The sequence below is a fragment of the Stenotrophomonas sp. NPDC047960 genome (assembly GCF_043204395.1).
GTDB lineage: Bacteria > Pseudomonadota > Gammaproteobacteria > Xanthomonadales > Xanthomonadaceae > Stenotrophomonas.
The window spans coordinates 126,375-150,182 of sequence record NZ_JBIDBX010000002.1 but is presented as its reverse complement, the minus strand read 5'-3'; the positions used below and the strand labels follow the sequence as shown (position 1 = coordinate 150,182).

At 67.4% G+C, this 23,808-nt stretch carries 22 protein-coding genes; 14 read left to right on the top strand and 8 right to left on the bottom strand.

Annotation, left to right across the window (positions count from 1 at the left end; genetic code table 11):
* Positions 1-134: 134 nt before the first annotated feature.
* Both ACGFZ3_RS06325 and ppa read right to left on the bottom strand, forming a co-directional pair.
* Positions 135-1,256 carry an HDOD domain-containing protein gene (locus ACGFZ3_RS06325; RefSeq protein ID WP_392917982.1) on the bottom strand — a complete coding sequence of 374 codons (1,122 nt, stop codon included), beginning with the start codon at positions 1,254-1,256 and terminating at the stop codon, positions 135-137.
* A 152-nt stretch (positions 1,257-1,408) separates the two neighbouring features.
* On the bottom strand, positions 1,409-1,945 hold the full coding sequence (gene ppa / locus ACGFZ3_RS06320) for an inorganic diphosphatase (protein ID WP_320458030.1): 537 nt from the start codon (positions 1,943-1,945) through the stop codon (positions 1,409-1,411).
* Between the two features lie 188 nt (positions 1,946-2,133).
* On the opposite strand from ppa, the gene ACGFZ3_RS06315 reads away from it, so the two are divergent.
* The 5 genes from ACGFZ3_RS06315 to ACGFZ3_RS06295 all read left to right on the top strand — a co-directional run bounded on the left by ACGFZ3_RS06315 (position 2,134) and on the right by ACGFZ3_RS06295 (position 7,907).
* The gene (locus ACGFZ3_RS06315) at positions 2,134-2,658 is read left to right on the top strand and encodes a hypothetical protein (protein ID WP_392917978.1); all 525 of its coding nucleotides are present in this window, start codon (positions 2,134-2,136) and stop codon (positions 2,656-2,658) included.
* Positions 2,659-2,697: 39 nt separating this feature from the next.
* Entirely contained in the window at positions 2,698-3,204 is a 507-nt protein-coding gene (locus ACGFZ3_RS06310; RefSeq protein WP_392917976.1) for a hypothetical protein, read from the top strand.
* A gap of 108 nt (positions 3,205-3,312) precedes the next feature.
* Entirely contained in the window at positions 3,313-3,813 is a 501-nt protein-coding gene (locus ACGFZ3_RS06305; RefSeq protein WP_392917973.1) for an RNA polymerase sigma factor, read from the top strand.
* Positions 3,814-3,886: 73 nt separating this feature from the next.
* On the top strand, positions 3,887-4,849 hold the full coding sequence (locus tag ACGFZ3_RS06300) for a FecR family protein (protein ID WP_392917971.1): 963 nt from the start codon (positions 3,887-3,889) through the stop codon (positions 4,847-4,849).
* A 133-nt stretch (positions 4,850-4,982) separates the two neighbouring features.
* On the top strand, positions 4,983-7,907 hold the full coding sequence (locus ACGFZ3_RS06295; RefSeq protein WP_392917969.1) for a TonB-dependent receptor domain-containing protein: 2,925 nt from the start codon (positions 4,983-4,985) through the stop codon (positions 7,905-7,907).
* A gap of 39 nt (positions 7,908-7,946) precedes the next feature.
* Here ACGFZ3_RS06295 and ACGFZ3_RS06290 read toward each other — a convergent pair whose 3' ends face one another.
* A complete protein-coding gene (locus tag ACGFZ3_RS06290; RefSeq protein WP_392917967.1) occupies positions 7,947-8,192 on the bottom strand; it encodes a DUF2789 domain-containing protein in 246 nt (81 codons plus the stop codon).
* Between the two features lie 177 nt (positions 8,193-8,369).
* Here ACGFZ3_RS06290 and ACGFZ3_RS06285 point away from each other — a divergent pair, with 177 nt between their 5' ends.
* Both ACGFZ3_RS06285 and ACGFZ3_RS06280 read left to right on the top strand, forming a co-directional pair.
* Positions 8,370-8,957, top strand: coding sequence for a biliverdin-producing heme oxygenase (locus ACGFZ3_RS06285; RefSeq protein ID WP_392917965.1), 588 nt, complete (start codon positions 8,370-8,372; stop codon positions 8,955-8,957).
* A 28-nt stretch (positions 8,958-8,985) separates the two neighbouring features.
* Entirely contained in the window at positions 8,986-9,348 is a 363-nt protein-coding gene (locus ACGFZ3_RS06280; protein ID WP_392917963.1) for a YbaN family protein, read from the top strand.
* Between the two features lie 50 nt (positions 9,349-9,398).
* Here ACGFZ3_RS06280 and ACGFZ3_RS06275 read toward each other — a convergent pair whose 3' ends face one another.
* Positions 9,399-11,426, bottom strand: a complete 2,028-nt coding sequence (locus tag ACGFZ3_RS06275) for a sodium-translocating pyrophosphatase (RefSeq protein ID WP_392917961.1) — start codon at positions 11,424-11,426, stop codon at positions 9,399-9,401.
* A gap of 336 nt (positions 11,427-11,762) precedes the next feature.
* Between ACGFZ3_RS06275 and ACGFZ3_RS06270 the strand changes: the two genes are divergently transcribed.
* Positions 11,763-12,266 (top strand): hypothetical protein, encoded by a 504-nt coding sequence (locus ACGFZ3_RS06270; RefSeq protein ID WP_392917959.1) that lies wholly within the window; start codon positions 11,763-11,765, stop codon positions 12,264-12,266.
* A gap of 97 nt (positions 12,267-12,363) precedes the next feature.
* On the opposite strand, the gene ACGFZ3_RS06265 is transcribed toward ACGFZ3_RS06270, so the two are convergent.
* Positions 12,364-13,620: a 6-phosphofructokinase gene (locus ACGFZ3_RS06265; protein WP_392917956.1), complete on the bottom strand. Its 1,257-nt coding sequence runs from the start codon at positions 13,618-13,620 to the stop codon at positions 12,364-12,366.
* Between the two features lie 139 nt (positions 13,621-13,759).
* Here ACGFZ3_RS06265 and ACGFZ3_RS06260 point away from each other — a divergent pair, with 139 nt between their 5' ends.
* The 3 genes from ACGFZ3_RS06260 to ACGFZ3_RS06250 all read left to right on the top strand — a co-directional run bounded on the left by ACGFZ3_RS06260 (position 13,760) and on the right by ACGFZ3_RS06250 (position 16,676).
* Entirely contained in the window at positions 13,760-14,323 is a 564-nt protein-coding gene (locus ACGFZ3_RS06260) for an adenylate kinase (RefSeq protein ID WP_392917953.1), read from the top strand.
* 366 nt (positions 14,324-14,689) lie between these two features.
* Positions 14,690-16,054 (top strand): UDP-N-acetylmuramate:L-alanyl-gamma-D-glutamyl-meso-diaminopimelate ligase, encoded by a 1,365-nt coding sequence (gene mpl, locus ACGFZ3_RS06255; protein ID WP_392917950.1) that lies wholly within the window; start codon positions 14,690-14,692, stop codon positions 16,052-16,054.
* A gap of 10 nt (positions 16,055-16,064) precedes the next feature.
* Positions 16,065-16,676, top strand: coding sequence for an LON peptidase substrate-binding domain-containing protein (locus ACGFZ3_RS06250; RefSeq protein ID WP_392917948.1), 612 nt, complete (start codon positions 16,065-16,067; stop codon positions 16,674-16,676).
* Between the two features lie 41 nt (positions 16,677-16,717).
* On the opposite strand, the gene ACGFZ3_RS06245 is transcribed toward ACGFZ3_RS06250, so the two are convergent.
* A complete protein-coding gene (locus tag ACGFZ3_RS06245) occupies positions 16,718-18,706 on the bottom strand; it encodes a bifunctional DedA family/phosphatase PAP2 family protein (RefSeq protein ID WP_392917945.1) in 1,989 nt (662 codons plus the stop codon).
* 55 nt (positions 18,707-18,761) lie between these two features.
* On the opposite strand from ACGFZ3_RS06245, the gene ACGFZ3_RS06240 reads away from it, so the two are divergent.
* Entirely contained in the window at positions 18,762-19,424 is a 663-nt protein-coding gene (locus ACGFZ3_RS06240) for a serine/threonine protein kinase (RefSeq protein ID WP_392917942.1), read from the top strand.
* A gap of 207 nt (positions 19,425-19,631) precedes the next feature.
* Positions 19,632-20,474 (top strand): SDR family oxidoreductase, encoded by an 843-nt coding sequence (locus ACGFZ3_RS06235; protein ID WP_392917939.1) that lies wholly within the window; start codon positions 19,632-19,634, stop codon positions 20,472-20,474.
* 436 nt (positions 20,475-20,910) lie between these two features.
* On the opposite strand, the gene ACGFZ3_RS06230 is transcribed toward ACGFZ3_RS06235, so the two are convergent.
* Positions 20,911-21,783 carry an ion transporter gene (locus tag ACGFZ3_RS06230; RefSeq protein WP_392917936.1) on the bottom strand — a complete coding sequence of 291 codons (873 nt, stop codon included), beginning with the start codon at positions 21,781-21,783 and terminating at the stop codon, positions 20,911-20,913.
* A 64-nt stretch (positions 21,784-21,847) separates the two neighbouring features.
* On the opposite strand from ACGFZ3_RS06230, the gene ACGFZ3_RS06225 reads away from it, so the two are divergent.
* Positions 21,848-23,077, top strand: a complete 1,230-nt coding sequence (locus ACGFZ3_RS06225) for an acetylornithine transaminase (protein ID WP_392917933.1) — start codon at positions 21,848-21,850, stop codon at positions 23,075-23,077.
* A 34-nt stretch (positions 23,078-23,111) separates the two neighbouring features.
* On the opposite strand, the gene ACGFZ3_RS06220 is transcribed toward ACGFZ3_RS06225, so the two are convergent.
* Positions 23,112-23,726, bottom strand: coding sequence for an HAD-IA family hydrolase (locus tag ACGFZ3_RS06220; protein ID WP_392917930.1), 615 nt, complete (start codon positions 23,724-23,726; stop codon positions 23,112-23,114).
* Between the last annotated feature and the right edge of the window lie 82 nt (positions 23,727-23,808).

Below are 23,808 nucleotides of genomic sequence, written 5' to 3'. Positions count from 1 at the left end.
GCAACGGTCGTGATCTACCGCTGACCCACGACCATTGGCGATGGCGCCGCGCAAAAAAAATGGCGCGCCACACGGCACGCCATCATCGTTCCTGAAATCGCCGCCGGCAGGCAACGACCGCTGGTCGTTGCGCCTTATGCGTCCGCCGTAGCGAGACCCATCAACCCATTGGCGTGATCCCGCCACTGCGGCAGCTTGGCCAGCACGCCCGCACGCTGCAGGTAGTCCTCGTCCACCGGGTCGCCGTTGACCAGCGCCAGCGCCACGTGCACTGCGCCGGTGACCCAGAAGCTGCGCGTGTTGGAACGCTGCGGCTGCAGGTGGAAGGCCACCGCTTCGATGATCGGCATCGGCAGGCCCCACAGCCCCAGCAGGTAGGCACCGGCTTCGCTGTGCCCCGGGCGCGGATCGGCGTCGTCGGCCGGTTCGCTGCGCTCGTTGCGCACACCGGGCAGCAGCAGGCCGATATCGGCCAGCAGTGCGGCAGTCGCGCCCAGTTCGGCGCTGGAGTCAGGCAACAGCTTCGCGGCCAGCCGCGACGCGAGCAGGGCGCGCTGCTGCAGCGCGTTGCGCTCGCCGCTGGACAGCGGCGAGGCCGAGAACACCTCGCTGGCCAGCACCAGGTCGCGCAGGGTTGCCAGGCCCAGCCGGGTCACGGCGGTGCGCAGGTCGGAAATGGTCCGGCCGCTGTTGAAGAAGGCCGAGTTGGACAGCTGCAGCACCTTGGCCGCGATGGCCGGATCGGCCGACACCAGCTTGGACACGTCGGCCGTGTCGGTGTCGTCGTCGTGCTCCAGTGCCTGGGTCAGGCTCAGGTACAGGTGCGGCGGCGAAGGCAGCTTCTCGATGCGGCCGATGGCACTGCGCAGGCGCGCACTGTCAAGCAGCTCGCGCAGCTCTTCCAGGCTGGTCAGCGCTTCAAGCAGCACTTCCGGTGCCAGCGGCAGCGGCAGGAAACGGTGGGCAACGCCGATCAGGCGTGCCGGCGGCGGGCGGTTGCCCTGGGCCGCGTCGACCAGCGCGATGCGGATCGTCTCCGGGCGCAGCGTCCGGATCTGGCCCAACAACGTGGTGGCGTTGAGATCGGGCAGGGAAGGGCAGGCGATCACCGCATCCACCGGCGTGGACGCCACCATGTTCATGGCCGTCTGGCCATCGGGTGCCCGCAACGGCTGCCACTCTTCCCCAAGATCGGCAATGAAATCCATCAGCTCAGCCGACAGGCTGGCTTCGTCCCCAACTAGCAGAATACGCACGACACAATCCCCTGGGTGACCACGATGAAACGCACCGTGGACGGTGTAGAAGTCGCAATGTACCCAATCCGGCGCAAACAGTGATGCGCCGCATTGTAAAAACGTGATGCCCATCGCTCCGGCGGCGTGCGCCGGAGCAGGGTCATTCAGCCTCAGCTGTTGCTGGACAGGTAGCGCTGGTGGGCGTCAACCAGGATCTGCTTGGCTTCGGCAGCGCCGCCCCAGCCGTCCAGCTTGACCCACTTGCCCTTCTCCAGGTCCTTGTAGTGCTCGAAGAAGTGGCCGATGCGCTCCAGCCAGTGCTTGGACACCTGCTCGATGTCTTCCACGTGCGCGTAGCCGCTGAACACCTTGGAGATCGGCACGGCCAGGATCTTTTCGTCGCCGCCGGCTTCGTCGCTCATCTTCAGCACGCCCACCGGACGGCAGCGCACCACCGAACCCGGGACCAGCGGCAGCGGCAGCACGACCAGCACGTCGGCCGGATCGCCGTCGCCACACAGGGTGCTCGGCACGTAGCCGTAGTTGCAGGGGTAGCGCATCGGGGTGGAGAGGATGCGGTCGACGAAGATCGCGCCGGTTTCCTTGTCCACTTCGTACTTGACCGGTTCCGAGTCCTTCGGGATCTCGATGATGACGTTGATTTCTTCCGGCGGGTTCTTGCCGGGCGAGACGAGTTCCAGACCCATGGTGTGCTCCGAGAGGGGGGATGGCGCGATAAGACCTCCCATTTTATGCCTTTGCCGGCCAACGTGCAGGTGGGGGCCTGCCGACCCACGTTCGCGGCGAGCGCCGACCCGCGGACTGGCGCCCCGCTGATCCCCCCCAAGCCGCCGGCAGCGCACCGTAGAGCTCCCGCCACGAGCCCGAGCGCCCCATGTCCCAGCCTTCACCGTTGCGCCGTCTGCAGTCGCTGTGCTCCGTCCTGCTGGTGGCCGGCACCGTCCTGCCAGCCCCGGCGGCCGCCAGCCCGCCGCGCTACATCGACCTTGCCGACCGCCTGGAACCGGGCGAGCCGGTCGACGACACCGCCTATCACGATCTCGACCGCTGGCTGGCAGAGGAGTTCACCGATGCCTGCCCGGACGTGTTCTGCGCGGGCGCGTTCGGAAACTACCGCCCGCTGCGCCTCAACTGCGTGGTCGACACCCGTGACGACCACATCCACAACTGCCGGTACGCGGTGGTCGCCAGCCAGAGCCGGGTCCATCCCGGCAACGGGGCGGTCACCACCGAACTCAGCCAGTGGCATTGTCCGGTACCGCTGCCGGCCGGTGTGTCGGCCGCCACGTTCCTGTCGGTCATGACCACCCTTCAGCCGGACAGCTCCGGCTACCTGTTCAACCGCCTGCCGGGCTCGTCGGAGTCACTGTTCGACGTCCTGCGCCGCTGCCTGCCTTGACCCCATGAACCTGAACCCAGGACCCGAGGAGAACTGCCCATGCATGGCCTTTCCGTACTGCTCCGTTGTTCCCTGTTGCCCGCCGCGCTGCTGCTCCTGCTTCCTGCATCGGTCGTGCGCGCTGCCGCCGCAGTTCAACCGCTGCACGTCGATCTGGTCGATTACCCCACGCCGCAGGCGAACTGGTCAGCCTTCCGCGACCTGCGCCACCGCCTTGAGGCCGGGTTCGACGACGTCTGCCCCGACACCTTCTGCGAAGGCGAGTACACCGACTACCAGCCGCTGAAGATGCGCTGCTCGGTTGAACTGGCCACGGGTCGGGTGAAAACATGTGGCTGGGCATTTGCCGCCAGCGATCTGCAGGTCGACCCATCGACGGGCAACCTGGAGCGGCAGCAGCCCACCTGGCTGTGCCATTTCCCGATTGGCGGCGGCACTACCGTAGCGGCGTTGCTGGCGGCGATGGACGGGCCGCAGCCGCTGTTACGGCGTCTTCCCGGTACGGGACAGTCGGTATTCGAGGCGCTGGGAGACTGCCTGCGCTAGTCGCCCGCGCAAGGGGGGGGGCTGCATTTTGTGGATGCGATGCAACGAACTTAACGTGACGCATTCTCATTTGGGCGGTAAGATGCGGCTGCTCCGCGCGCCCTCCGCATGTCCTCCAACGCCTCCACCCTGACCGACCTGTTGATCCGCGAACGCCCGGCGCTGCTGCGCCTTGCGCAACGGATCCTCGGCAGCGACGGCAGCGCCGAGGACGTGATTCAGGCTGTCTGGTTCAAGGCGCGCGGGGTGGATGCCAGCCTGACCATCGACAACCCGCGGGCCTATCTGTACCGTCTGGCCACCAACCTGGCTACCGACCAGGGCCGGGAACGCAGCCGCCATGCGCGGCTGTTGGCCGACCACTATCTGTGGGGGCCGGATGAAGTGCTGTCCACGGAAGAACAGGCCATGGCCCAGGACGAGCTGCAGCGCGTGCTCGCCGCAGCCGACCACCTTCCCGAACCGACGCGCACGATCTTCCGCCTCAACCGGTTGCAGGGGCTGACCCAGGCGGAAATTGCCCGGCGCCGCGGCGTGTCGGTCACGACCGTGGAAAACCATGTGCGCGCTGCGTTGCAGCGGCTGGCATGGGCGCGTAGCGGCCGGTGACGCGCGGGCGTGGGGAAGTGCCGTTCCCCAGGTCTTGATGGTATCGGCGCTGCCCTTCCCACGCTTGCCAGCCATGAGCCCGCACGACCTGCCCACCGACCCGACCACGCCCACCCCGCCCGACCTGCTTGCCGAACAGGCGCAGGCGTGGATCACATGGCTGGCCTCCGGCTCCGTGGATGCGCCGCGCATGCAGGCCTTTGAAAACTGGCTCAGCCTGCCCGGTCATCGCCGGGCATTCGAATACGAGCGCCAGCTGTGGCAGGCCGTGGCGCAGCCCCCGGCGGTGGCACAGCGCGCGCAGACCCGCCATCGTCGCCTTTCACGCTTGGCCCTGGCCACTGCCGCCGCGTTGGCGCTGGCATGGGTTTCACCCGAAGCCTGGCTGCGCCTGCGCGCGGATCATCGCAGCAGCCAGGAGGTCGTCACGCTCGCCTTGCCCGATGGCAGCCGCGCGGTGCTGGATGCCGATTCGGCGATTGCCGTGGACTACGACGACCAGCGGCGCGGCATCCGCCTGCTGCGCGGGCGCGCCTGGTTCGAAGTTGCGCCCGGGCACGCGCAGCCATTCCAGGTGAGCGCGCAGGGCGGCATGGTGGAGGACATCGCGACGGCGTTCGCGGTGGCCAGCACCCCGCAGGGGGTGCAAGCGGAAGTCTCGCAGGGCCAGGTCCGCGTCGCGGCCTCACCCAATGGCGGGTGGACGTACCTGTTGGCGGGCCAGCGCGCCGGCTTCGCGCAAGGAGGTCGGGTGGTGCGCCATGACGACCTCGCCCCCGATCGCATCGCCGCATGGCGCGACGGCGAGCTGCTCCTCGATTCCACCGGGGTGGCAGACGCGGTTGCGCAGATTGCCCGCTATCGCGACGGACCCACCTACGTGCGCGGCGACCTCTCATCCCTCCCCACGGTCAACGCTGCGCTGCGCGCGGACCAGCCCGAGCAGGCACTGGACGCGCTGGCGACGTCGGCCGGGCTGCGTGTCACGCGCCTTCCGATGGGCGTGGCGATCGTGAGCGTCGCACCGGCGCGCTGAACCCGCCTTGGGGAAGTGGCCGCGCCGCACGTCTTACCCCCGAACGTACCCGCCGCCGCCACGTACGCGCAGCGCCCGCACCCCGTGCGGGGAAGCCGTGCTTCCGCGGCATCGCCTCTCGACAGGTTTCAACATGCTTCCTCTTTCCCGACCGGCGCCGATGCTGCGCCCGTCCCGCCTGTTCATCGCGCTGTTGGCCGCCGGCATGGCCTGGGCAAGCACGCCGCCCGCCGTGGCTCAGTCGGCGGACACCCGCGCACTGGCCGGCACCCGTCAGTTCGACATCCCCGCCCAGCCGCTCGCCGATGCACTGCGTAGCTACATGCGTCAATCCGGGGTGCAGGTGGCGTACCCGTCCGCACTGGCCGACGGCGCACGCTCCACCAGCGTGCGCGGGGCGCTGGACCCACAGGTGGCACTGGCGCGGCTGCTGCACGGCAGCGGCCTGGTGCCGCGCGCGCTGGGCCCGGGTGCGGCGACCCTGGAGCGCGCGCCGCGCGGCCAGGGCGACGACGGGGTGATCCACACCGCTCCCCTGCGCGTGGCCGCAGACCAGGTCAGCGCCCAAGGCGCCGCCGAGCGCGCGCTGGAGCAGTACCGCAACAGCGGTTCAAGCGTATACGTGCCGCGCGCCACCATCGAGCGCTTCCGCGGTACGTCCACCGCCGACATCGTCAAGGGCGTGGTCGGCGTCACCGCCGGTGATCCACGCACGGCCAGTGCGCTGGACCTCAACATCCGCGGTATCCAGGGCCAGAGCCGAATCCCGGTGATCATCGACGGCGGGCAGTCCACCATGGACACCTACCGCGGTTATGCCGGCCAGTCGCAGCGCACCTACCTCGACCCGGACCTGATCTCCAGCCTTACCGTGACCAAGGGCCCCAGCCTGGGCGCCAACGCGTCGGGTGGCATCGGCGGCGTAGTGGAAATGGAAACGCTGGACATCGGTGATGTGCTGCGCGACGGCCAGCGCGCCGGCCTGCGCGTGCGCAGCGGCATCTCCAACGGCAGCGCGCGCGATCTTCCCGCGTACAACGCCACCCCCGGCACCCACCGCAACAGCCTCGGTGGGCAGTTCTTCAACATCGCCGGCGGCAGGCAGTGGGATCGCTTCGACCTGGTGGCGGCCTATGCCTGGCGCGATACCGGCAACTACCATGCGGGCAAGCACGGCTACGACGATTTCCCGCAGACCCGGCGCACCCTTGCGCCGCTGAACCCGCCCAGCACCGAAGTGTTCAATACCTCGTCCAAGTCCAACTCGGTACTGCTCAAGGGCACCTGGCGGATTGACGACACGCAGACGCTGGAAGCCGGCTATCGCCGCTACAGCGGCCGCCAGGGGGAAATCATGGCCTCGCAGATCATCCGCGTGGACCGCGACCGCGTACCGCAGTGGGAGCCGGGCAGCGTGGACATGGATGCCTACAACCTGCGTTACCGCTTCAATCCGGACAACGACATCGTCGACCTGAAGGCCAACCTCTGGTACACAGACGCCGACAGCCTGATGTACAACGGCCTGACCGGCATCACCCCGTGGTACTTCGACCGCCGCACCGAGTGGTATGACGGCCCGTCCTTCAACACCGATCCCGGTTACAAGGAGGCCTACCGCAACGACATGGCCCAGACCCGGCTCGGCCTGGACGTGTCCAACACCACGGTGATGAGCACCGACAGTGCCGGCTTGTTCACCTTCGACTACGGGTTGTCCTTCAGCGACGAAGACGTGGGCCCGGGCGACAGCGCGCCGATCATGCACGATGACCTGATCAACAACCGCTTCCTGCGCAATGCCACGCGCAGGGAGTACAGCGCAGTGACCTCGATGAAGTGGCAGCCGGGCGAGCGCTGGGACATTCTGGTGGGCGGACGCTTCAACCGCGTCAGCATCCGCGACCGCAACCGCCTGGCCACGCCGGATACCATGGAAGTGATCGGCCAGTACCGCTACACCCAGCTGCTCAACGGCAACCCGGCGCTGCCGGCGTGGCGCGCGCAGCGGATCGCCATGCTCAACTGGTACCCCGATGCGAACGGCCAGTTCACCGAAGCCTCGCTGCTGGCTTCGCCGTACAAGAAGGGCACGGTGGCCGACATCACCGGTTGGAACTTCCACGACGTCACCGCCACCGAAGACCTGATCGTACCGACCAGCTGGACCTGGTCGCAGCCGATCCGCCGCACCGACAACGCGTTCATGCCCACCGCCAGCGTCACCTGGCACGCCGCTGAAGACACCCTGGTGTACCTCAAGTACGCCGAAGGGGTGAAGTTGCCCAGCCTGTTCGAGAGTACCCTGGGGCTGTTCACGGCGGCCAAGCCGGTGGACGGCGAACTCAAGCCCGAGCGCGCCGGTACGTGGGAAGTGGGGGCCAGCACCGTGCGCCACGACCTGTTTGCCGAAGGCGACCAGGCCGCATTCAAGCTCTCCTACTTCAACACCCGCATCGACGATCTGATCACGCGCGACTACCGCACGCTGTCGGCCGGCTATATCCGCAACATTGATCGGTTCAAGGTCTCGGGCCTGGAGTTCCAGTCCAGCTATGACGCCGGCACGGTATTCGCCGATCTGTCGGCGCATTACTACTTTGAAGCCAAGACCTGCGCCCCGGACATCGCCGCCGAGCGCCGCGCTTATGGCGTGCAGCGGAAGATCGAAGAGCTGGCCAGTACCCCCGACTGTGTCGACGGCGGTTTCGAAGGCTCCTACAGCAACACCCAGAACCCACCGCGCTACACGGTCAACCTGACGCTGGGGTCACGGCTGGTGGACCAGCGCCTGGCCTTCGGGGCCCGCGTGATCCACAACAGCGGGCCGATCAGCACGCTGGACAAGGAATGGAACGTGGGCCTGTCGGCGATCCAGCAGCTGTACCAGCCGGCCACCATCGTGGACGTGTTTGCCAGCTGGCAGGCCAGCGAGCAGCTGGCGGTCGAGGTCAACGCAGACAACCTGACCGACCGTTACTACCTGGACCCGCTCGCACTGGGGGTAATGCCAGCCCCGGGCCGGATCATGCGTCTGTCGCTCACCTGGCGGTATTGAGAACGTCGCGGGCCGGGATCCACCCGGCCCGCGCGGACACTACCGGGCGGTCGCATCCGCATGCAGCGCCTCGTTCAACTCATCCACCACGATCGCCCAATCCGCATCTTCCTTCAGCTCTTCGCGCAGGAACTGGCGCTGCGCATCGCTCCAGTACGTGGCTTCGGCCAAGGTCACGTCGCCGGGCAGCTGGTGCGCCCGGATGAACCCCGCAATGGCCTCAGGGCTGGAGTCCAACCCCAACTGCTCGAACAGGTTGGTCATGCGCGATTCGGTGGTGTCCATCATGGCAATCCTTGTGGGCGGAAGAATGCGCCATTATCAACACCCCAAGGTGAGGATGGCATCGCCGGAACGGGGGAGGGCAGCACCGGCGATCCGGGTTGGGGTAGTCTGCGCCACAGGCGTCCTATCCCTGTGCCGGGCCTTGCCGGCGCTGCCACCTCTTTCTGTCATAACGCCATGAACGCCACCGATACCCTTGAAGCCACCCGCAGCCAACGCCTGAAGGCGGCTACCCGAGACAGCCACGGCGCGCTGGACAAGCGCATCATGGCCGGCGACATCTTCGCCGACCGTGGGCGGTTCGCGCGCTTCCTGCGGGTCCAGTACCGCTTCCACCGCGATATCGACGGCCTGTACGCCAACGCCGCGCTGGATGCGCTGCTGCCGGACCTGGCCGAGCGCCGGCGGCTGCCGCAGATCACCCGTGACCTGCGCGATCTTGAACAGACCCTGCCAGACCCGGTGCCGCTGCGGCTGGACCCGGATCTGCCGCTGCCTGCTGCACTGGGCTGGTTGTACGTGGCTGAAGGCTCCAACCTCGGCGGCACCGTCCTGTACAAGATGGCCGCGCAGCTGGGACTGGATGCGGACTTCGGCGCCCGCCACCTGGCCGCGCATCCGGATGGTGCCGCACGCCACTGGCGCGCGTTTACCGCCGCACTGGACAGCGTGGTGCTTACCGAGCAACAGGAGCAGGAGGTGGTGGATGCGGCCGATGCCGCGTTCCGCAGCGTGCACGCTCATGTGGAGCTGGAATTCGCATGAGCACTGATGCGCGCATCGGGTCGCGCTGATGCGCTGGCTCTGGTTCTGCCTGGGCTGGGTAATGGTGGCGCTGGGGGTGATCGGCGCGCTGTTGCCGATCATGCCGACGACCATCTTCCTGATCCTGGCCGTGGGATGTTTCGCACGCAGCTCGCCGCGCTTTGAACGCAAGCTGCTGGACCATCCCCGGTATGGCCCGTCGTTGCGTGCATGGCGCGAGCAGAGCGCGGTGAGCCGTAAAGGCAAGGCATTTGCCGCCGGCGGCATGGCCTTCGGCTTCGCGATGTTCTGCTGGGGCGCGCGGCCATCGTGGCCGTTGCTGCTGGGCGTAGGCGTGTTCTTCGCGGCGAGCGCAGCCTACGTGCTGTCGCGCCCGACCCCGCTACCGTAGAGCCACGCAGGGTAGCCCCCGACCGTTGGTCGGGGGGGACCCGAAAACTTCTACAACAACGGCACCAGCAACAACGCCACGATGTTGATGATCTTGATCAGCGGATTGATCGCCGGCCCAGCGGTGTCCTTGTAGGGATCGCCCACGGTATCGCCGGTTACCGCCGCCTTGTGCGCCTCGCTGCCCTTGCCGCCGAAATGGCCGTCTTCGATGTACTTCTTGGCGTTGTCCCAGGCACCGCCGCCGGTAGTCATCGAAATGGCCACGAACAGGCCGGTCACGATGGTGCCGATCAACAGCCCGCCCAGCGCGCGCGGCCCGAGCAGCAGGCCCACCACCACCGGCACCGCGACCGGCAGCAGCGACGGTACGATCATTTCGCGGATCGCCGAGCGGGTCAGCATGTCCACCGCGCGGTCGTACTGTGGCTTGCCGGTGCCTTCCATGATCCCGGGGATTTCGCGGAACTGCCGTCGCACTTCCTCCACCACCGCGCCGGCGGCACGGCCCACCGCTTCCATGGCCATTGCGCCGAACAGGTAGGGGATCAACCCGCCGATCAGCAGGCCGATGATCACCGTGTGGTCGGAGAGGTCGAAGGCGAACACTTCACCCGGGTGCGCCGCCTGCAGGTTGTGGGTGTAATCGGCGAACAGCACCAGCGCGGCCAATGCCGCCGAACCGATCGCATAGCCCTTGGTCACCGCCTTGGTGGTGTTGCCCACCGCATCGAGCGGGTCGGTGATGTTGCGGATCTCCGGCGGCAGCTCGGCCATCTCGGCGATGCCGCCGGCGTTGTCGGTGATCGGCCCGTACGCATCCAGCGCCACGATCATGCCGGCCATGGACAGCATCGCGGTGGCCGCGATGGCGATGCCGTACAGGCCGCCGTGCAGGTGCGCCAGCCAGATCGCCAGGCAGACCGCGATCACCGGCAGCGCGGTGGACTTCATCGACACGCCCAGGCCGGCGATGATGTTGGTGCCGTGACCGGTGGTGGACGCCTGCGCCACGTGCTGCACAGGCTTGTACTGGGTGCCGGTGTAGTACTCGGTGATCCATACGATCAGCCCGGTCAGGACCAGCCCGATCAGCGCGCAGAGATAAAGGTTCGTTGCCCCGTGGGCGTTGTCCGGCATCAGCTGCAGGGTGATCGGGTAGAAGGCGATGGCGGCCAGCACGCCCGACACGATCACGCCCTTGTACAGCGCGCCCATGATCGAACCGCCCGGCTTCACCTTGACGAACAGCGCGCCGATGATCGAGGCGATGATCGACACCCCGCCCAGCACCAGCGGATACAGGATCGCGTTGCGGCCGGCCTCGGCGATCATCAGGCTGCCCAGCAGCATGGTGGCGATCACCGTCACCGCGTAGGTCTCGAACAGGTCGGCGGCCATGCCGGCGCAGTCGCCGACGTTGTCGCCCACGTTGTCGGCAATCACCGCCGGGTTGCGCGGGTCGTCCTCGGGAATGCCGGCTTCGACCTTGCCGACCAGGTCGGCGCCCACGTCGGCACCCTTGGTGAAGATGCCGCCGCCCAGCCGCGCGAAGATCGAGATGAGCGAGGAGCCGAACGCCAGCCCGACCAGCGCATGCAGCGCCGCCGCGGTATCCAGCCCCATCTTCAGCAGCAGCGCGTAGTAGCCGGCCACGCCGAGCAGGCCCAGCCCGACCACCAGCATGCCGGTGATCGCACCGCCGCGAAATGCCACGTCCATGGCGGCACTCAGCCCGTTGCGCGCCGCTTCGGCGGTGCGCACGTTGGCCCGCACCGACACGTTCATGCCGATGTAGCCGGCCGCACCGGACAGCACCGCACCGATCGCGAAGCCGATCGCGGTGTACCAGCTGAGGAAGATGCCGACGAGCACGAACAGCACCGCGCCGGCGATGCCGATGGTGAGGTATTGGCGGTTGAGGTAGGCGCGCGCGCCTTCCTGGATGGCGGCGGCGATTTCCTGCATGCGGGCATTGCCAGCCGGTTGCCGGAGGATCCAGCGTGCCGACACGATGCCGTAGAGAATCGCGAGAATGGCGCAGAACAGCGCCAGAGAAAGCCCATGACGTTCCAGCATGTCCCCTCCCGGGTGATGGATGGCATCCAGTTGACGGACGAACCTCACCACGCGGGGCACAACGGGCTGCAACGATGGACCGACCCGTTCAGACCGTACCCGGTCATCAAGCGTGTGGCTTTGTTCAGCAATCCCTGGTGCCCCGAGTATGCAGGGAAAAACAAGGAAAGCACCACAACCCTGCGCCAAAGCGCCAACCACGCCCCACTTGCCAGCCGCACGAGCGTAGTGCCAGGCACTGCCTGGCAACCACGCACACCCAAATGGGGTGGCGCCTTGCCACACCATTCATCCACCCAATGCCAGCCTCCCCCCATCCCCAAGGAGGCCCCGCCCATGTCCCCCCGCCACCTCATCCTGCTGGCCCTGCTTCCCGCCCTCGCGGCTAACGCCGCTGAAACCCCCGAACGCCAGCGTCCGGTAGGCGCGGCACAGGCAGTGAACGTCCCCCACACCCTGCGCCAGATCCCCGAAGCCTGCGCGCGCCTGGAAGGCACCTTCACCGGCGACGCAGCGCAGCCTTACCGATTCGTGGTCGCCCGCACCAGCGAGCAGTGCCAGCCGCGCGCGAAGTTCGTCGAGTTCGACAAGGCGCAGCCCAGCGAAGCCAAAGGCTGGAAGCTCAACGACGTGATCCGCGTACCCAGCGCGGCCTGTCCCGCACAGCAGGCGGTGGTGAGGGTCTGGCGCCTGCCGGTGGAACAGAAGCCGCAGCTCGACGGCCAGGGCCAGTCGCGCATCTATCTGGAAGACGCGAAAAAGCAGGCTGCCACCGGCCAGATCGCGAAGATCCCGATGTTCGCCGCGCAGATGACCGTGGAAGGCAAAGTGTGCGGCTGAAGGGCCTGCGTAGGGACACCCCATGGGTGTCCGCTCTTCGTTCCGGGGTCATGAACGAGCCACGCCGCGCGTGGCTGCACCGTGTCCCCAAGCCCGGTTACGCCTCAAATGCCGGCAGCTTCTTCTTCACTGCCACGTTCTTCAGGGTGACGTATTTGGGCAGGCCATCGCTGCCGTAGGGCAGCGGTGCCTCGCCCTTGATCAGCGGCGACAGATACGCGCGGGCCTGGTCGGTGATGCCGAAGCCGTCGCGGCGGATGAAACCGGCCGGCATCTTTTTCTCATGGTTGGCCACCTTGTGCAGCGGCGCCGGCTCGATCCTCCAGCGGTACGGCGCATCGCTGCTGCGCACGATCACCGGCATCACCGCGTTCTGGCCCTTCAGCGCGTACTGCACCGCCGCCTTGCCCACCGCCTGCGCCTGTTCCCAATCGGTCTTCGAGGCAATGTGCCGGGCCGAGCGCTGCAGGTAGTCGGGCAGGGTCCAGTGCACCTTGTAGCCGAGCGCGTCCTTCACGCGCGCGGCCAGCTGCGAGGCAACCCCGCCCAGCTGGGTGTGCCCGAAGGAATCCTTGCCGCCGCCAGCATCGGCCACGAACTGCCCATCGGCGGTCTGGATGCCTTCGGAGGCCACCACCACGCAGTGGCCCACGCGTTCGACCACCTGCTTCACCTTCGCCAGGAACGCGGCCTCGTCATAGGCACGCTCGGGCAGCAGGATGATGTGCGGAGCCTCGTCCGGGCCGTTTCCGGCCAGCCCTGCCGCAGCGGCCAGCCAGCCCGCATGCCGGCCCATGGCCTCGTACACGAACACCTTGGTGGAGGTTTCGGCCATGGCCGCTACGTCCAGGGCCGCTTCGCGCACCGACACGGCGGTGTATTTGGCCGCCGAACCGAAGCCGGGGCAGGTGTCGGTCACCGCCAGGTCGTTGTCGATGGTCTTGGGCACGCCGATGCAGGTGAGGTCGTAATCGAACGCCTTGGCCAGCTGGGAGACCTTCCAGGCGGTATCGGCAGAATCGTTGCCGCCGTTGTAGAGGAACCAGCGCACGTCATGCGCGCGCAGCACCGCCAGCAGGCGCTCGTAGCGGGCCCGGTCGGCGTCCAGCGACTTGAGCTTGTAGCGGCAGGAGCCGAAGGCGCCGCCGGGGGTATGGGCCAGCGCCGCAATTGCCGCAGCCGACTCCTTCGAGGTGTCGATCAGCTCCTCACGCAGCGCGCCCAGGATACCGTTGCGCGCGGCCAAGACCTTGATTCCCTTGGCTCTGGCGGTGCTGATCACCGCCGAGGCGGTGGCATTGATGACGGCGGTGACGCCGCCTGACTGGGCGTACAGCAGGGTACCTTTGGACATGATGGGACCTTTGTCGGGGGGAAGGACATTGCAGGGACATTACCGGTATGAGGTAAAGTGCGCGTATTGCGGTGCAGCGTGATTGTGGACAATCCCGGGCGCGCGCCCTTCCGTTTTTTACCAAGTTGGAGTCAGGTTGATGCGATTGGTTCTGTTGGGACCGCCCGGTTCGGGCAAGGGGACGCAGGCGACGCGCCTGAAGGAACACCTGAACATTGCGCACATTTCCACCGGTGACCTGCTGCGCGCCGAAGTGGCCGCCGGCACCGAGCTGGGCAAGCAGGCCAAGGCCGTGATGGACGCCGGCAACCTGGTGTCCGATGACATCCTGCTGGGCATGCTGGAATCGCGCCTGGGCCAGGCCGACGTGGCCAACGGCTTCATCCTGGACGGTTACCCGCGCAACGTGGCCCAGGCCAACGCACTGGACGCCGTGTTGGCCAAGATCGGCCAGCCGCTGGACGCGGTGGTGCAGCTGGATGTGCCGAGCGAACTGCTGGTCGAACGCATTGCCGGCCGCGCCCAGGAACAGGGCCGTGCCGATGACAACCCCGAATCGGTGCGCAAGCGCCTGCAGGTCTACACCGACCAGACCGCGCCGGTGGTGGATTTCTACGCCGGCCGCGGCACCCTGGCGCGCGTGGATGGCGTGGGCGGGCTGGAAGAAGTGGAAGCGCGCATCCAGGCAGCGCTCCAGGGCTGATCAACCTACACGCGCACGCCCGGTCCTTTCGGAAGCCGGGCGTGCGGTGTAAGGCGCCAGCGATCGGGCCTGCTCAGAGCCCCACAATATGAGCCCCCCTGGGGATGGCCTCTTGGGGAGTAGGACCGTCGGGGGTACTGCGGCTGGCGCGGTGAATTGTGTCCGTCTTCACAGTACACCGCTATCGGGATTTCCCCGACAGCACGCCAAAAGCCGTGCGCTGTCGTCCTACGTTGTGCTGCGCAAACAGTGGGCCCCATTCCACCACCCACGTCCCCGCCGCTTCGCGGCGGCCCCCTGACTCAGGGGCATGGTGCGCTACAGCCTCATCTCCCCAACGTGGTGGGCTTTGGGCGACAATCGGGTATGAGCACGATCCACATTCTTGGAATTGCCGGCACCTTCATGGGCGGCGTGGCCGCCTTGGCGCGGGAACTGGGCCATACGGTCCGTGGCAGCGACCAGGCGATCTATCCGCCGATGTCCACCCAGCTGGAACAGCTGGGCATCGCCCTGGACCCGGGCTATCGCGCCGACAGCGTGGCCCGCGATTGCGATGAAGTCGTGGTCGGCAATGCGCTGTCGCGCGGCAATCCGGCCGTGGAAGCGGTGCTGGACGCGGGGCAGCGTTACATTTCCGGCGCGCAGTGGCTGTCCGAACAGGTGTTGCCGGGCCGCGACACGTTGGCCGTGGCCGGTACGCATGGCAAGACCACTACCACCACCATCCTGACCTGGCTGCTGCAGGCCGCCGGCCGCGAGCCGGGGTTCCTGATCGGCGGCGTGGCTGAGGATTTCGGCGTGTCCGCGCGCGTGGGGCAGGGGCGTGAATTCGTGGTCGAGGCCGACGAGTACGACACCGCGTTCTTCGACAAGCGCAGCAAGTTCGTGCACTACCGCCCGCTGGTGGCGATCCTCAACAACCTCGAATACGACCACGCCGACATCTTCCCGGACGTGGCCGCGATCCAGCGCCAGTTCCACCACCTGGTGCGCACCGTGCCCGCGCGCGGCCGGCTGATCGTCAACGGCGAAGATGCCTTCCTGGCCGAAGTGCTGGCGATGGGCTGCTGGACGCCGGTGGAACGCTTCGGCTTTGATCCCGGGCTGGAATGGCATGCCGAACTGGTCAATGCCGACGGCAGCGCCTTCATCGTGCACCACCGTGGCGTGGTGCTGGGCGAAGTGCGCTGGTCGCTGCTGGGCCGCCACAACGTGCTCAACGGCCTGGCCGCGCTGGCGGCCGCGCACGCGGTAGGCGTTGCGCCGGCCAGCGTGATTCCGGCATTGGCACGGTTCCGCAGCGTCAAACGCCGCATGGAAGTCATCGGCGTGGCCGACGACATCACTCTCTACGATGACTTCGCCCACCACCCCACCGCCATCCACACCACGCTGGAAGGGCTGCGCGCCAGGGTAGGGGAGCGCCGCATCGTGGTGGCGATGGAGCCGCGCAGCAACTCGATGCGGCTGGGCGCACATGCCGCTGCGCTGGCCCCCTCGTTGGCGCTGGCCGACGCGGTGGTGTTCCTGCACCGGCCGGAACTGGCCTGGGATGCGGCGAGCGTGATTGCTGCCGTTCGCGGCCAGGCGCACGCGGTGCGCGACACCGATGCACTGCTGGCGCAACTGGGCGCCATCGTGCAGCCGGGCGACCACGTGGTGTTCATGTCCAACGGTGGCTTCGACGGCGCGCCGCGCCGTTTCCTGGCCCAGCTGCAGGCCAGGTGATCGGCCGGCCATGACCGATTCCATCGCCACGCTCCCGTTGTTCCCGCTGCACGCAGTGTTGCTGCCCGGCGCCGCACTGGGCCTGCGGGTGTTCGAACGCCGCTACCTGGACATGCTGCGCGAGTGCAGCCGCAACAACACCCACTTCGGGGTCTGCCTGATCCTGGACGGCGACGAGGTCGGCGCCCCGGCCACCCCGGCCGCGCATGGTGTGGAAGCGCGCATCGACGATTTCGACATGGGCGACGACGGCGTGCTGGTGCTGCGCCTGCGCGGCCATCGCCGCTTCCATGTGCGCCAGGTACGGGTACGCGACAACGGCCTGATCATGGCCGACGTCGAATGGAGCACGCCCGACCATGATGACGAACTGCGCCCGGAACACGCGCTCCTGTCCATCGTGCTGGGCCACATCATTGAACAGGCCGGCACCGCCTTCGCGCCCGCGCACCCTGCGCTTCTGGACCAGGCGGCATGGGTCGGCTGGCGGCTGGCCGAACTGCTGCCGCTGGAGGAATCGCAGCGGTTGCAGCTGCTGCAGCACGATGACCCGCACCAGCGGCTGGACGCGCTGCTGCGCTGGATGCCGGCCAACGCAACGCCGATCGACGAGAACTGGTAACCCGTAACCCGGTCACTCACGACCGTTGGTCGTGATCGCCCTCAGTACGTCCGCACCCGCAACACCGGCATGCCGGTCTCGGGATGCGTGTCCACTTCCTGCGGCAACCCTTCCAGCGCCTCGCGCACCGCCTTCAGCGACGGATCGATGCCGCGCATCGGTCGCCACATTCCCATCAGGTGGAAGTGCTGGTAGTGCAGCGTCTGCGCGCTGCCCAGCCACAGCGGCTGGTCGCCCGGCTGCAGCTGGGTCGCGGCCGGCCACAGGCGCAGCGCGAAGATCTCGTTGGGTGCATTGCCCGGGCGCAGCAGCAGCAGCGATTCGACCTGCGTATCCAGCGTGGCCGGCAGCACCGGCACTTCGTCCGGGGTGGCCGACTTGTCCAGCATCAGCAGCGCCTGTTCCCAGCCGGCCTGCGGCTGCACGCGCCAGCCCTGGCTTTCCAGGCGCTCGCGCAGCGGTGCCAGCGGCCCGGCCACCTGGACATCCAGCGGCCAGCGCTGGTCATCATCGAATTCATTGCGACGCGAAGGTTGGGCGCGCCACTGGCTGCCCCACCAGTCCTGCGCGGCCACATTGGTCGGCGCCGGCTGGGCGGGCTCGAAACGCTCCAGCTTCGCCTCGGTGTTGCGCGGCGCGTACCACAGCGCGGCTACCGCGAAAGTACCGTAGAACAGCCACGAGACCGGCTTGACCCAGAAGGAGCGGTTGAAGCGGCGGCGGTAGGCGATGCCCAGCACCAGCAGCCAGAAGATGCCGAACAGCATCCCGCCCACCACGTCGCTCAGCCAGTGCGCGCCCAGGTACAGCCGCGAGAAGCCGATCAGGCTGACGATGATGCCCGACAGCAGGTAGGGCCATACGCGGGTGCGGCCGGGCAGCTCGCGCGCGATCAGTACCGCGAAGAAGCCGAAGGTGATGGTGGCCATGGTCACCGACACCGACGGGAAGCCGAAGCCACTGCTCGCCCCCGGCGGGCGCACCACCGTCACCGTGGCCCCCAGCAGCTTGGTCAGCGCCAGCCCGAAGGCCAGCGCCGCCAGCCAGTGCGCGGCGGCCATCCAGCGCCGGCGCCAGATCAGGTAGCCCATCGTGACTGCCGTGGCCGGCAGCAGCACCGGCCAGGCGCCCAGCGAGGCCAGCGCCGCCATGGGGTAATCGGCCAGCGGATTGCGCAGCGCCAGCATCGCCTGGTGTACGGCCAGGTCCAGGCTGAGCGGCTCGCCATGGGCCACCACCGCCATCAGCAGCGCGAACCAGCACCAGCCCAGCAACAGCAGCATCAGCGCCAGCATCGCCAGCGGCACCGATTCACGGCGCTGCGGGTCGAACACCGACACCGAATAGCGGCCCAGCGTGGGGTGGCGCTGCGACCAGCGCAGCAGGCCGGCCAGCCAGCTGTCCATGCGCGCGGCCGACCAGCGGTAGCCGTACAGCACGATCGCCCAGACCACGCCCATCACCACGCCGACCAGCGCCAGCACCATCACCAGCCGTCCCGCCACCGCGGCGACTGCGTCATAGGCCTCGCCCAGCACCCAGCCCGGGGCCAGGAACAGTACCGCCCAGGAAATGCTGGCAATGCCACTGGCCTGCACGTAGCGCATGACCGGCATGTTCATCATGCCGGCGATGGCCGGCACGAACGGGCGGATCGCGCCTACATAGCGCGCTACCAGGATGCTTTTGAAGGCATTGCGACGGAACATGGTCTCGCCACGGTCCAACAACTGTGGGTAGCGGCTGAACGGCCAGAATCCGCGCAGCCTGTCGCCCCAGCGCCGGCCGATCCAGTAGCTGATGCCATCGCCGGCGAACGCGCCCAGCGCGGCGCACGCCACGGCGTATGGCCCGGAGATCTGGCCCAGCCCGATGAACACGCCCACCGCGAACAGCAGCGGCAGCGCGGGCACGATGGCGCCAAGCACGATGACGGCATCGCAGAAGGCGATGAGGAAGATGACCGCACCGGCAAGCACGGGGTGAGCTGAGATCCACGCAAGCGTGGCATCGATCCATGACGAGTCCATCGGGGGATTATAGAGGGGGCAAAGTGACTGACTGCCGGCCAGCTAGAATGGCCGCATGAATCGCCCGCTCCCGCCTGCCGCACATGCCCTGAAGGCCGACAGCTTCGGTCGCATCCTGTTGATGGAAGAAGGTGGCACGCGCTTCGTCCGCCGCGACCTGCTGGCCACCCCGTGGTGGTTGCGGCTGCCGGCCTGGTGGCTGGCCCGGCGTGAAGCCCGTGCGCTGGCGCATCTGGATGGAATGCCCGACACTCCGGCGCTGCTGGCCTGGAATGGCCGCTGGCTGGACCGCAGCTTCATGGCCGGTGACGCGATGTACCAGCGCCCGCCGCGTGGCGACGTAGCCTACTTCCGCGCCGCACGCCGGTTGCTGCAGCGGGTGCACCGCCACGGCATCGCCCATAACGACCTGGCCAAGGAAGCCAACTGGCTGGTGCGTGAAGACGGCAGCCCCGCGCTGATCGACTTCCAGCTGGCCGTGATCGGCAACCCGCGTTCGCGCTGGATGCGCCTGCTGGCCCGCGAAGACCTGCGCCACCTGCTCAAGCACAAGCGCATGTACTGCCGCGAGTCACTCACCCCGGTGGAAAAGCGCGTGCTCAAGCGCCACTCGTGGGTGCGCGACCTGTGGTTCCGCACCGGCAAGCCGGTGTACCGGTTCGTGACCCGGAAGATCCTGCACTGGGAAGACAACGAGGGGCAGGGCCCGAAGCCGTAACGTTCAATCAGCCGCGTGTCGACCAACGGTCGACACGTGCCGGAACGCCGATCGGTAGGTACCGACCGTTGGTCGGTACATGCCACTACTACGGTGCCACGGCACTATCAGATTAGCGAAGGGTGAATAACTCGCAGCAGTAACCGGGGCATCAACTATCATCAACGGGCGGTTAATTGCGCGTGGGCGCGGCATACTTGGCCGATCATGAATCCGCAGGAGTTGATCGACGTGGCCAGTCTGCAAGGGAAAACCCTATTCATCACCGGCGCCTCGCGCGGTATCGGCCTGGCCATTGCCCTGCGCGCCGCGCGTGACGGCGCCAACGTGGCGATCGCCGCCAAGTCTGCGGTCCCCAATCCGAAACTGCCGGGCACCATTCATAGCGCCGCCGAAGCGGTCACCGCTGCGGGCGGGCAGGGCCTGGCACTGAAATGCGACATCCGCGAAGAAGACCAGGTGCGCGCGGCGGTGGCGGCCACCGTGGATACCTTTGGTGGCATCGACATCCTGGTCAACAACGCCAGCGCGATCTGGCTGCGCGGCACGCTGGATACGCCGATGAAGCGGTTCGACCTGATGCAGCAGGTCAATTCGCGCGGCAGTTTCCTGTGCGCGCAGGCCTGCCTGCCGCACCTGCTGCAGGCGCCCAATCCGCACATCCTCACCCTGGCGCCGCCGCCGAGCCTGGACCCGAAGTGGTGGGGCCCGCACACCGGCTACACCTTGGCCAAGATGGGCATGAGCTTCGTCACGCTGGGCCTGGCGGCGGAATTCGGGCCGCAGGGCGTGGCGGTGAATGCGCTGTGGCCGCGCACGGTGATCGCCACTGACGCAATCAACATGATTCCCGGCGTGGACATCGGCGGTTGCCGCACCCCGGAGATCCTCGCCGACGCCGCGCACGCGGTGCTGACCCGCGATGCGGCGGGCTTCAGTGGCCAGTTCCTGCTGGATGACGAAGTGCTGGCCGAGGCGGGCATCACCGACCTGAGTGGGTACGCAGTGGACCCGACGCGCCCGTTGCTGCCGGATCTGTTCCTGGATTGATCCGCAACACGTACATCGACGCCAGCACGAACGCCGCTTTTGATTACGGAATCGTCCTGCGCACGTAACAATTCGTAGGTCCACGCCCTGCGTGGACACCGCGCGCAGCGCGGCACAAGCGTCCGAAGCCATGTGCCGTGGGCCGACGATTGGCTACCGACGTTTAGACGATCCGAAGCAGACCGTCAGGCGTTCATGACCTCGGAACGAAGAGCATCCACGCAGGGCGTGGATCTACGCACGTTATGGATCGTAGGTCCACGCCCTGCGTGGACACCGCGCGCAGCGCGGCACAAGCGTTCGAAGCCAAATGCGTGGGCCTACGATTGGCTACCGACGCTTAGACGATCCGAAGCAGACCGTCAGGCGTTCATGACCCCGGAACGAAGAGCATCCACGCAGGGCGTGGATCTACGCACCAATGATCCATCCATTCTCACTGATTGAACGTCTCCGGCAGCCGCGCCCCACATGCGCGGCAATGCTTCGCCTCCGCCTCATGCCCCTCCAGCCCGCACTGCGGGCACCCGCGCGCATCGCGCTTGGACGCGCGTTCGGCATCGCGCATGGTATTGGCCAGCTCCGCGGTGTAGATGCCGGTAGGCACCGCAATGATGCTGTAACCAATCAGGATCAGCACCGAGGTCACGAAGCGGCCCAGTACCGTCTGCGGCACGATGTCGCCAAAGCCCACCGTCGCCATCGTCACCACCGCCCAGTACATCGCGCTGGGGATGCTGGTAAACCCGTGGTTCGGCCCCTCGATCACGTACATCAGGGTGCCGGCGATGATCGTGATGGTGATCACCGTGAACAGGAACAGCAGGATCTTGCGCCGGCTGCGCCACAGCGATTCCATCAGCACGCCGCTTTCTTCGATGTAGCGGGTCAGCTTGAGGATGCGGAACACGCGCAGGATGCGCAGCGCGCGCACCACCAGCAGGCTCTGCGCGCCGGGAACGAACAGCGACAGGTAGGTGGGCAGGATCGAGGCCAGGTCGATGATGCCCCAGATGCTGAAGGCATAGCGCAGCGGCCGCTTCACCACCACCAGCCGCAGCAGGTATTCGGCGGTGAACAGGAGGGTGAACCCCCACTCGACCACGTACAGCCAGCTGGCGTGCTCGATGTGGAAACGCTGCACGCTGTCGAACATCACCACCAGCACGCTGGCGATGATGGCGTACACCAGCAGCAGGTCGAAATTGCGCGAGGGCCGGGTATCGTGGCGGTAGATGATGTCGAACCAGGTCCGGCGCCAGCCGGATTCGGTGGCGGGATTGAGCTGGGGGGCGCGGAAGGGGTGCATGGGCCGCATTGTGCCCCAGCCGGTGGAGGGGGAGAATGGAGCCTTTCCCGGACCCCTGACCGCCATGACCGCCGCTGCCCCCGATCCGCTCCTGTCCCTGTCGCATTACTACCTGCCGGTGTACAAGCCGCGCCAGGTGGTGCTCGAACGTGGCCAGGGCGCCCGCGTCTGGGACAACCAGGGCCGTGAGTTCATCGACCTGGCCGCCGGCATTGCCGTGTGTGGCCTGGGCCACAACGATCCGGACCTGAAGGCCGCGCTGATCGAGCAGGCCGGCAAGCTGTGGCACACCAGCAACGTGTTCTACAGCGAACCGCCGCTGCGCCTCGCCGAAGAGCTGGTCACCGCCTCGCGCTTCGCCGAGCGGGTGTTCCTGTGCAATTCCGGCGCCGAAGCCAACGAAGTGGCGATCAAGCTGGTGCGCAAGTGGGCCTCGTCGCAGGGGCGTCCGGCCCACCAGCGCGTCATCGTGACCTTCCGGGGCAGCTTCCATGGCCGCACGCTGGCCGCGGTGACCGCCACTGCCCAGCCGAAGTACCAGGAAGGCTATGAGCCGCTGCCCGGTGGCTTCCGCTACGTGGACTTCAACGATGAGGTGCAGCTGGAAACGGCGATGGCTGCCGGCGACGTCGCGGCGGTGATACTGGAGCCGATCCAGGGCGAAGGCGGGGTGATGCCGGCCAAGCCTGGCTTCATGAAGCGCATCCGCGAGTTGTGCGACCAGCACAACGCGCTGATGGTGCTGGATGAGATCCAGGTCGGCATGGGCCGCACCGGCACCCTGTTCGCGCACTGGCAGGACGAGATCAAGCCGGACATCGTGACCCTGGCGAAGGCGCTGGGTGGTGGTTTCCCGATTGGCGCGATGCTGGCCGGGCCCAAGGTGGCCGAGACCATGCAGTTCGGCGCGCACGGCACCACCTTCGGCGGCAACCCGCTGGCGGCGGCGGTTGCGCGCGTGGCGCTGCGCAAGCTGTCCTCGGCGGAGATCGCGCGCAACGTGAGCCGCCAGTCGCAGGCACTGCGCGATGGGCTGGGCAGGATCAATGATGAGTTCAAGGTGTTCAGCCAGGTGCGCGGCCGCGGCTTGATGCTGGGCGCGGTGCTGGACAAGGATTTCGCCGGGCAGGCCGGGGCGATCCTCGACCACGCCGCCGCACACGGGCTGCTGACGCTGCAGGCCGGGCCGGATGTGCTGCGCTTCGTGCCGGCGTTGAACATCAGCGATGAAGAGATTGCCGAAGGCCTGAAGCGGCTGCGGGCTGCGGTGCAGTCGTTCATCGCGTCGCGTTGAGGTAACACCACCTGACGACGGGCACTGCCCGGCGTCAGGTGTCGATGCCGAACCGGTGCATGAGTCTGCCGAAACTGCGGCTGTCGTTCGCGGTGTCGGCATGCAGGCCCGCCAGGCGGGCGCCGCGCACATTGACGAACAGATCGTCCACGAACAAGGTCCGGTTGGGGCGTGCGTCGAGCCGTTCCACCGCGTCCAGAAACACCGCTGGGTCGGGTTTGCGCCCACCCAGTGCGCCACTGCACAGGATGCGCCCTTCCAGTGCCGGCGCCAGCGCAGGCAGGATGCGCGGGATGGTCTGCGCCATCAAGGCGCCGTTGTTGGTGAGGATGGCGATCGGCATCACCTGTGCGATGCGCTTCACGCGCTCGACCACGCCGGTCTGCGGCGGTGACGCGGCAATGCGGGCGTCCTGCCATTGGGCGATGCTGATGGTCCGGCCGAGTGCATCGCCCAGTTGCTGCAGGTAGCTCGCGCTGTCCAGGCCCAGATCGAACTGCTGTTCAAGCCCGCTGTCGAACAATGCCGCGTGCACCTGCGCGGGCGTGCGTGCGCAGGCCTCGGCCAGATGGCGTACGCGCAGGTGCCGCGCGTAATTGACGAGCACGCCATCGAAATCCAGCAGCAGGCAGTCCAGGGCAACCGGCATGGTCCACTCATGTGCGAAACGACAGCCGACGTTACCGCACTGTTGGGCGTCGCTGCGACATCCCGTCGCACCCCGCCTTCGG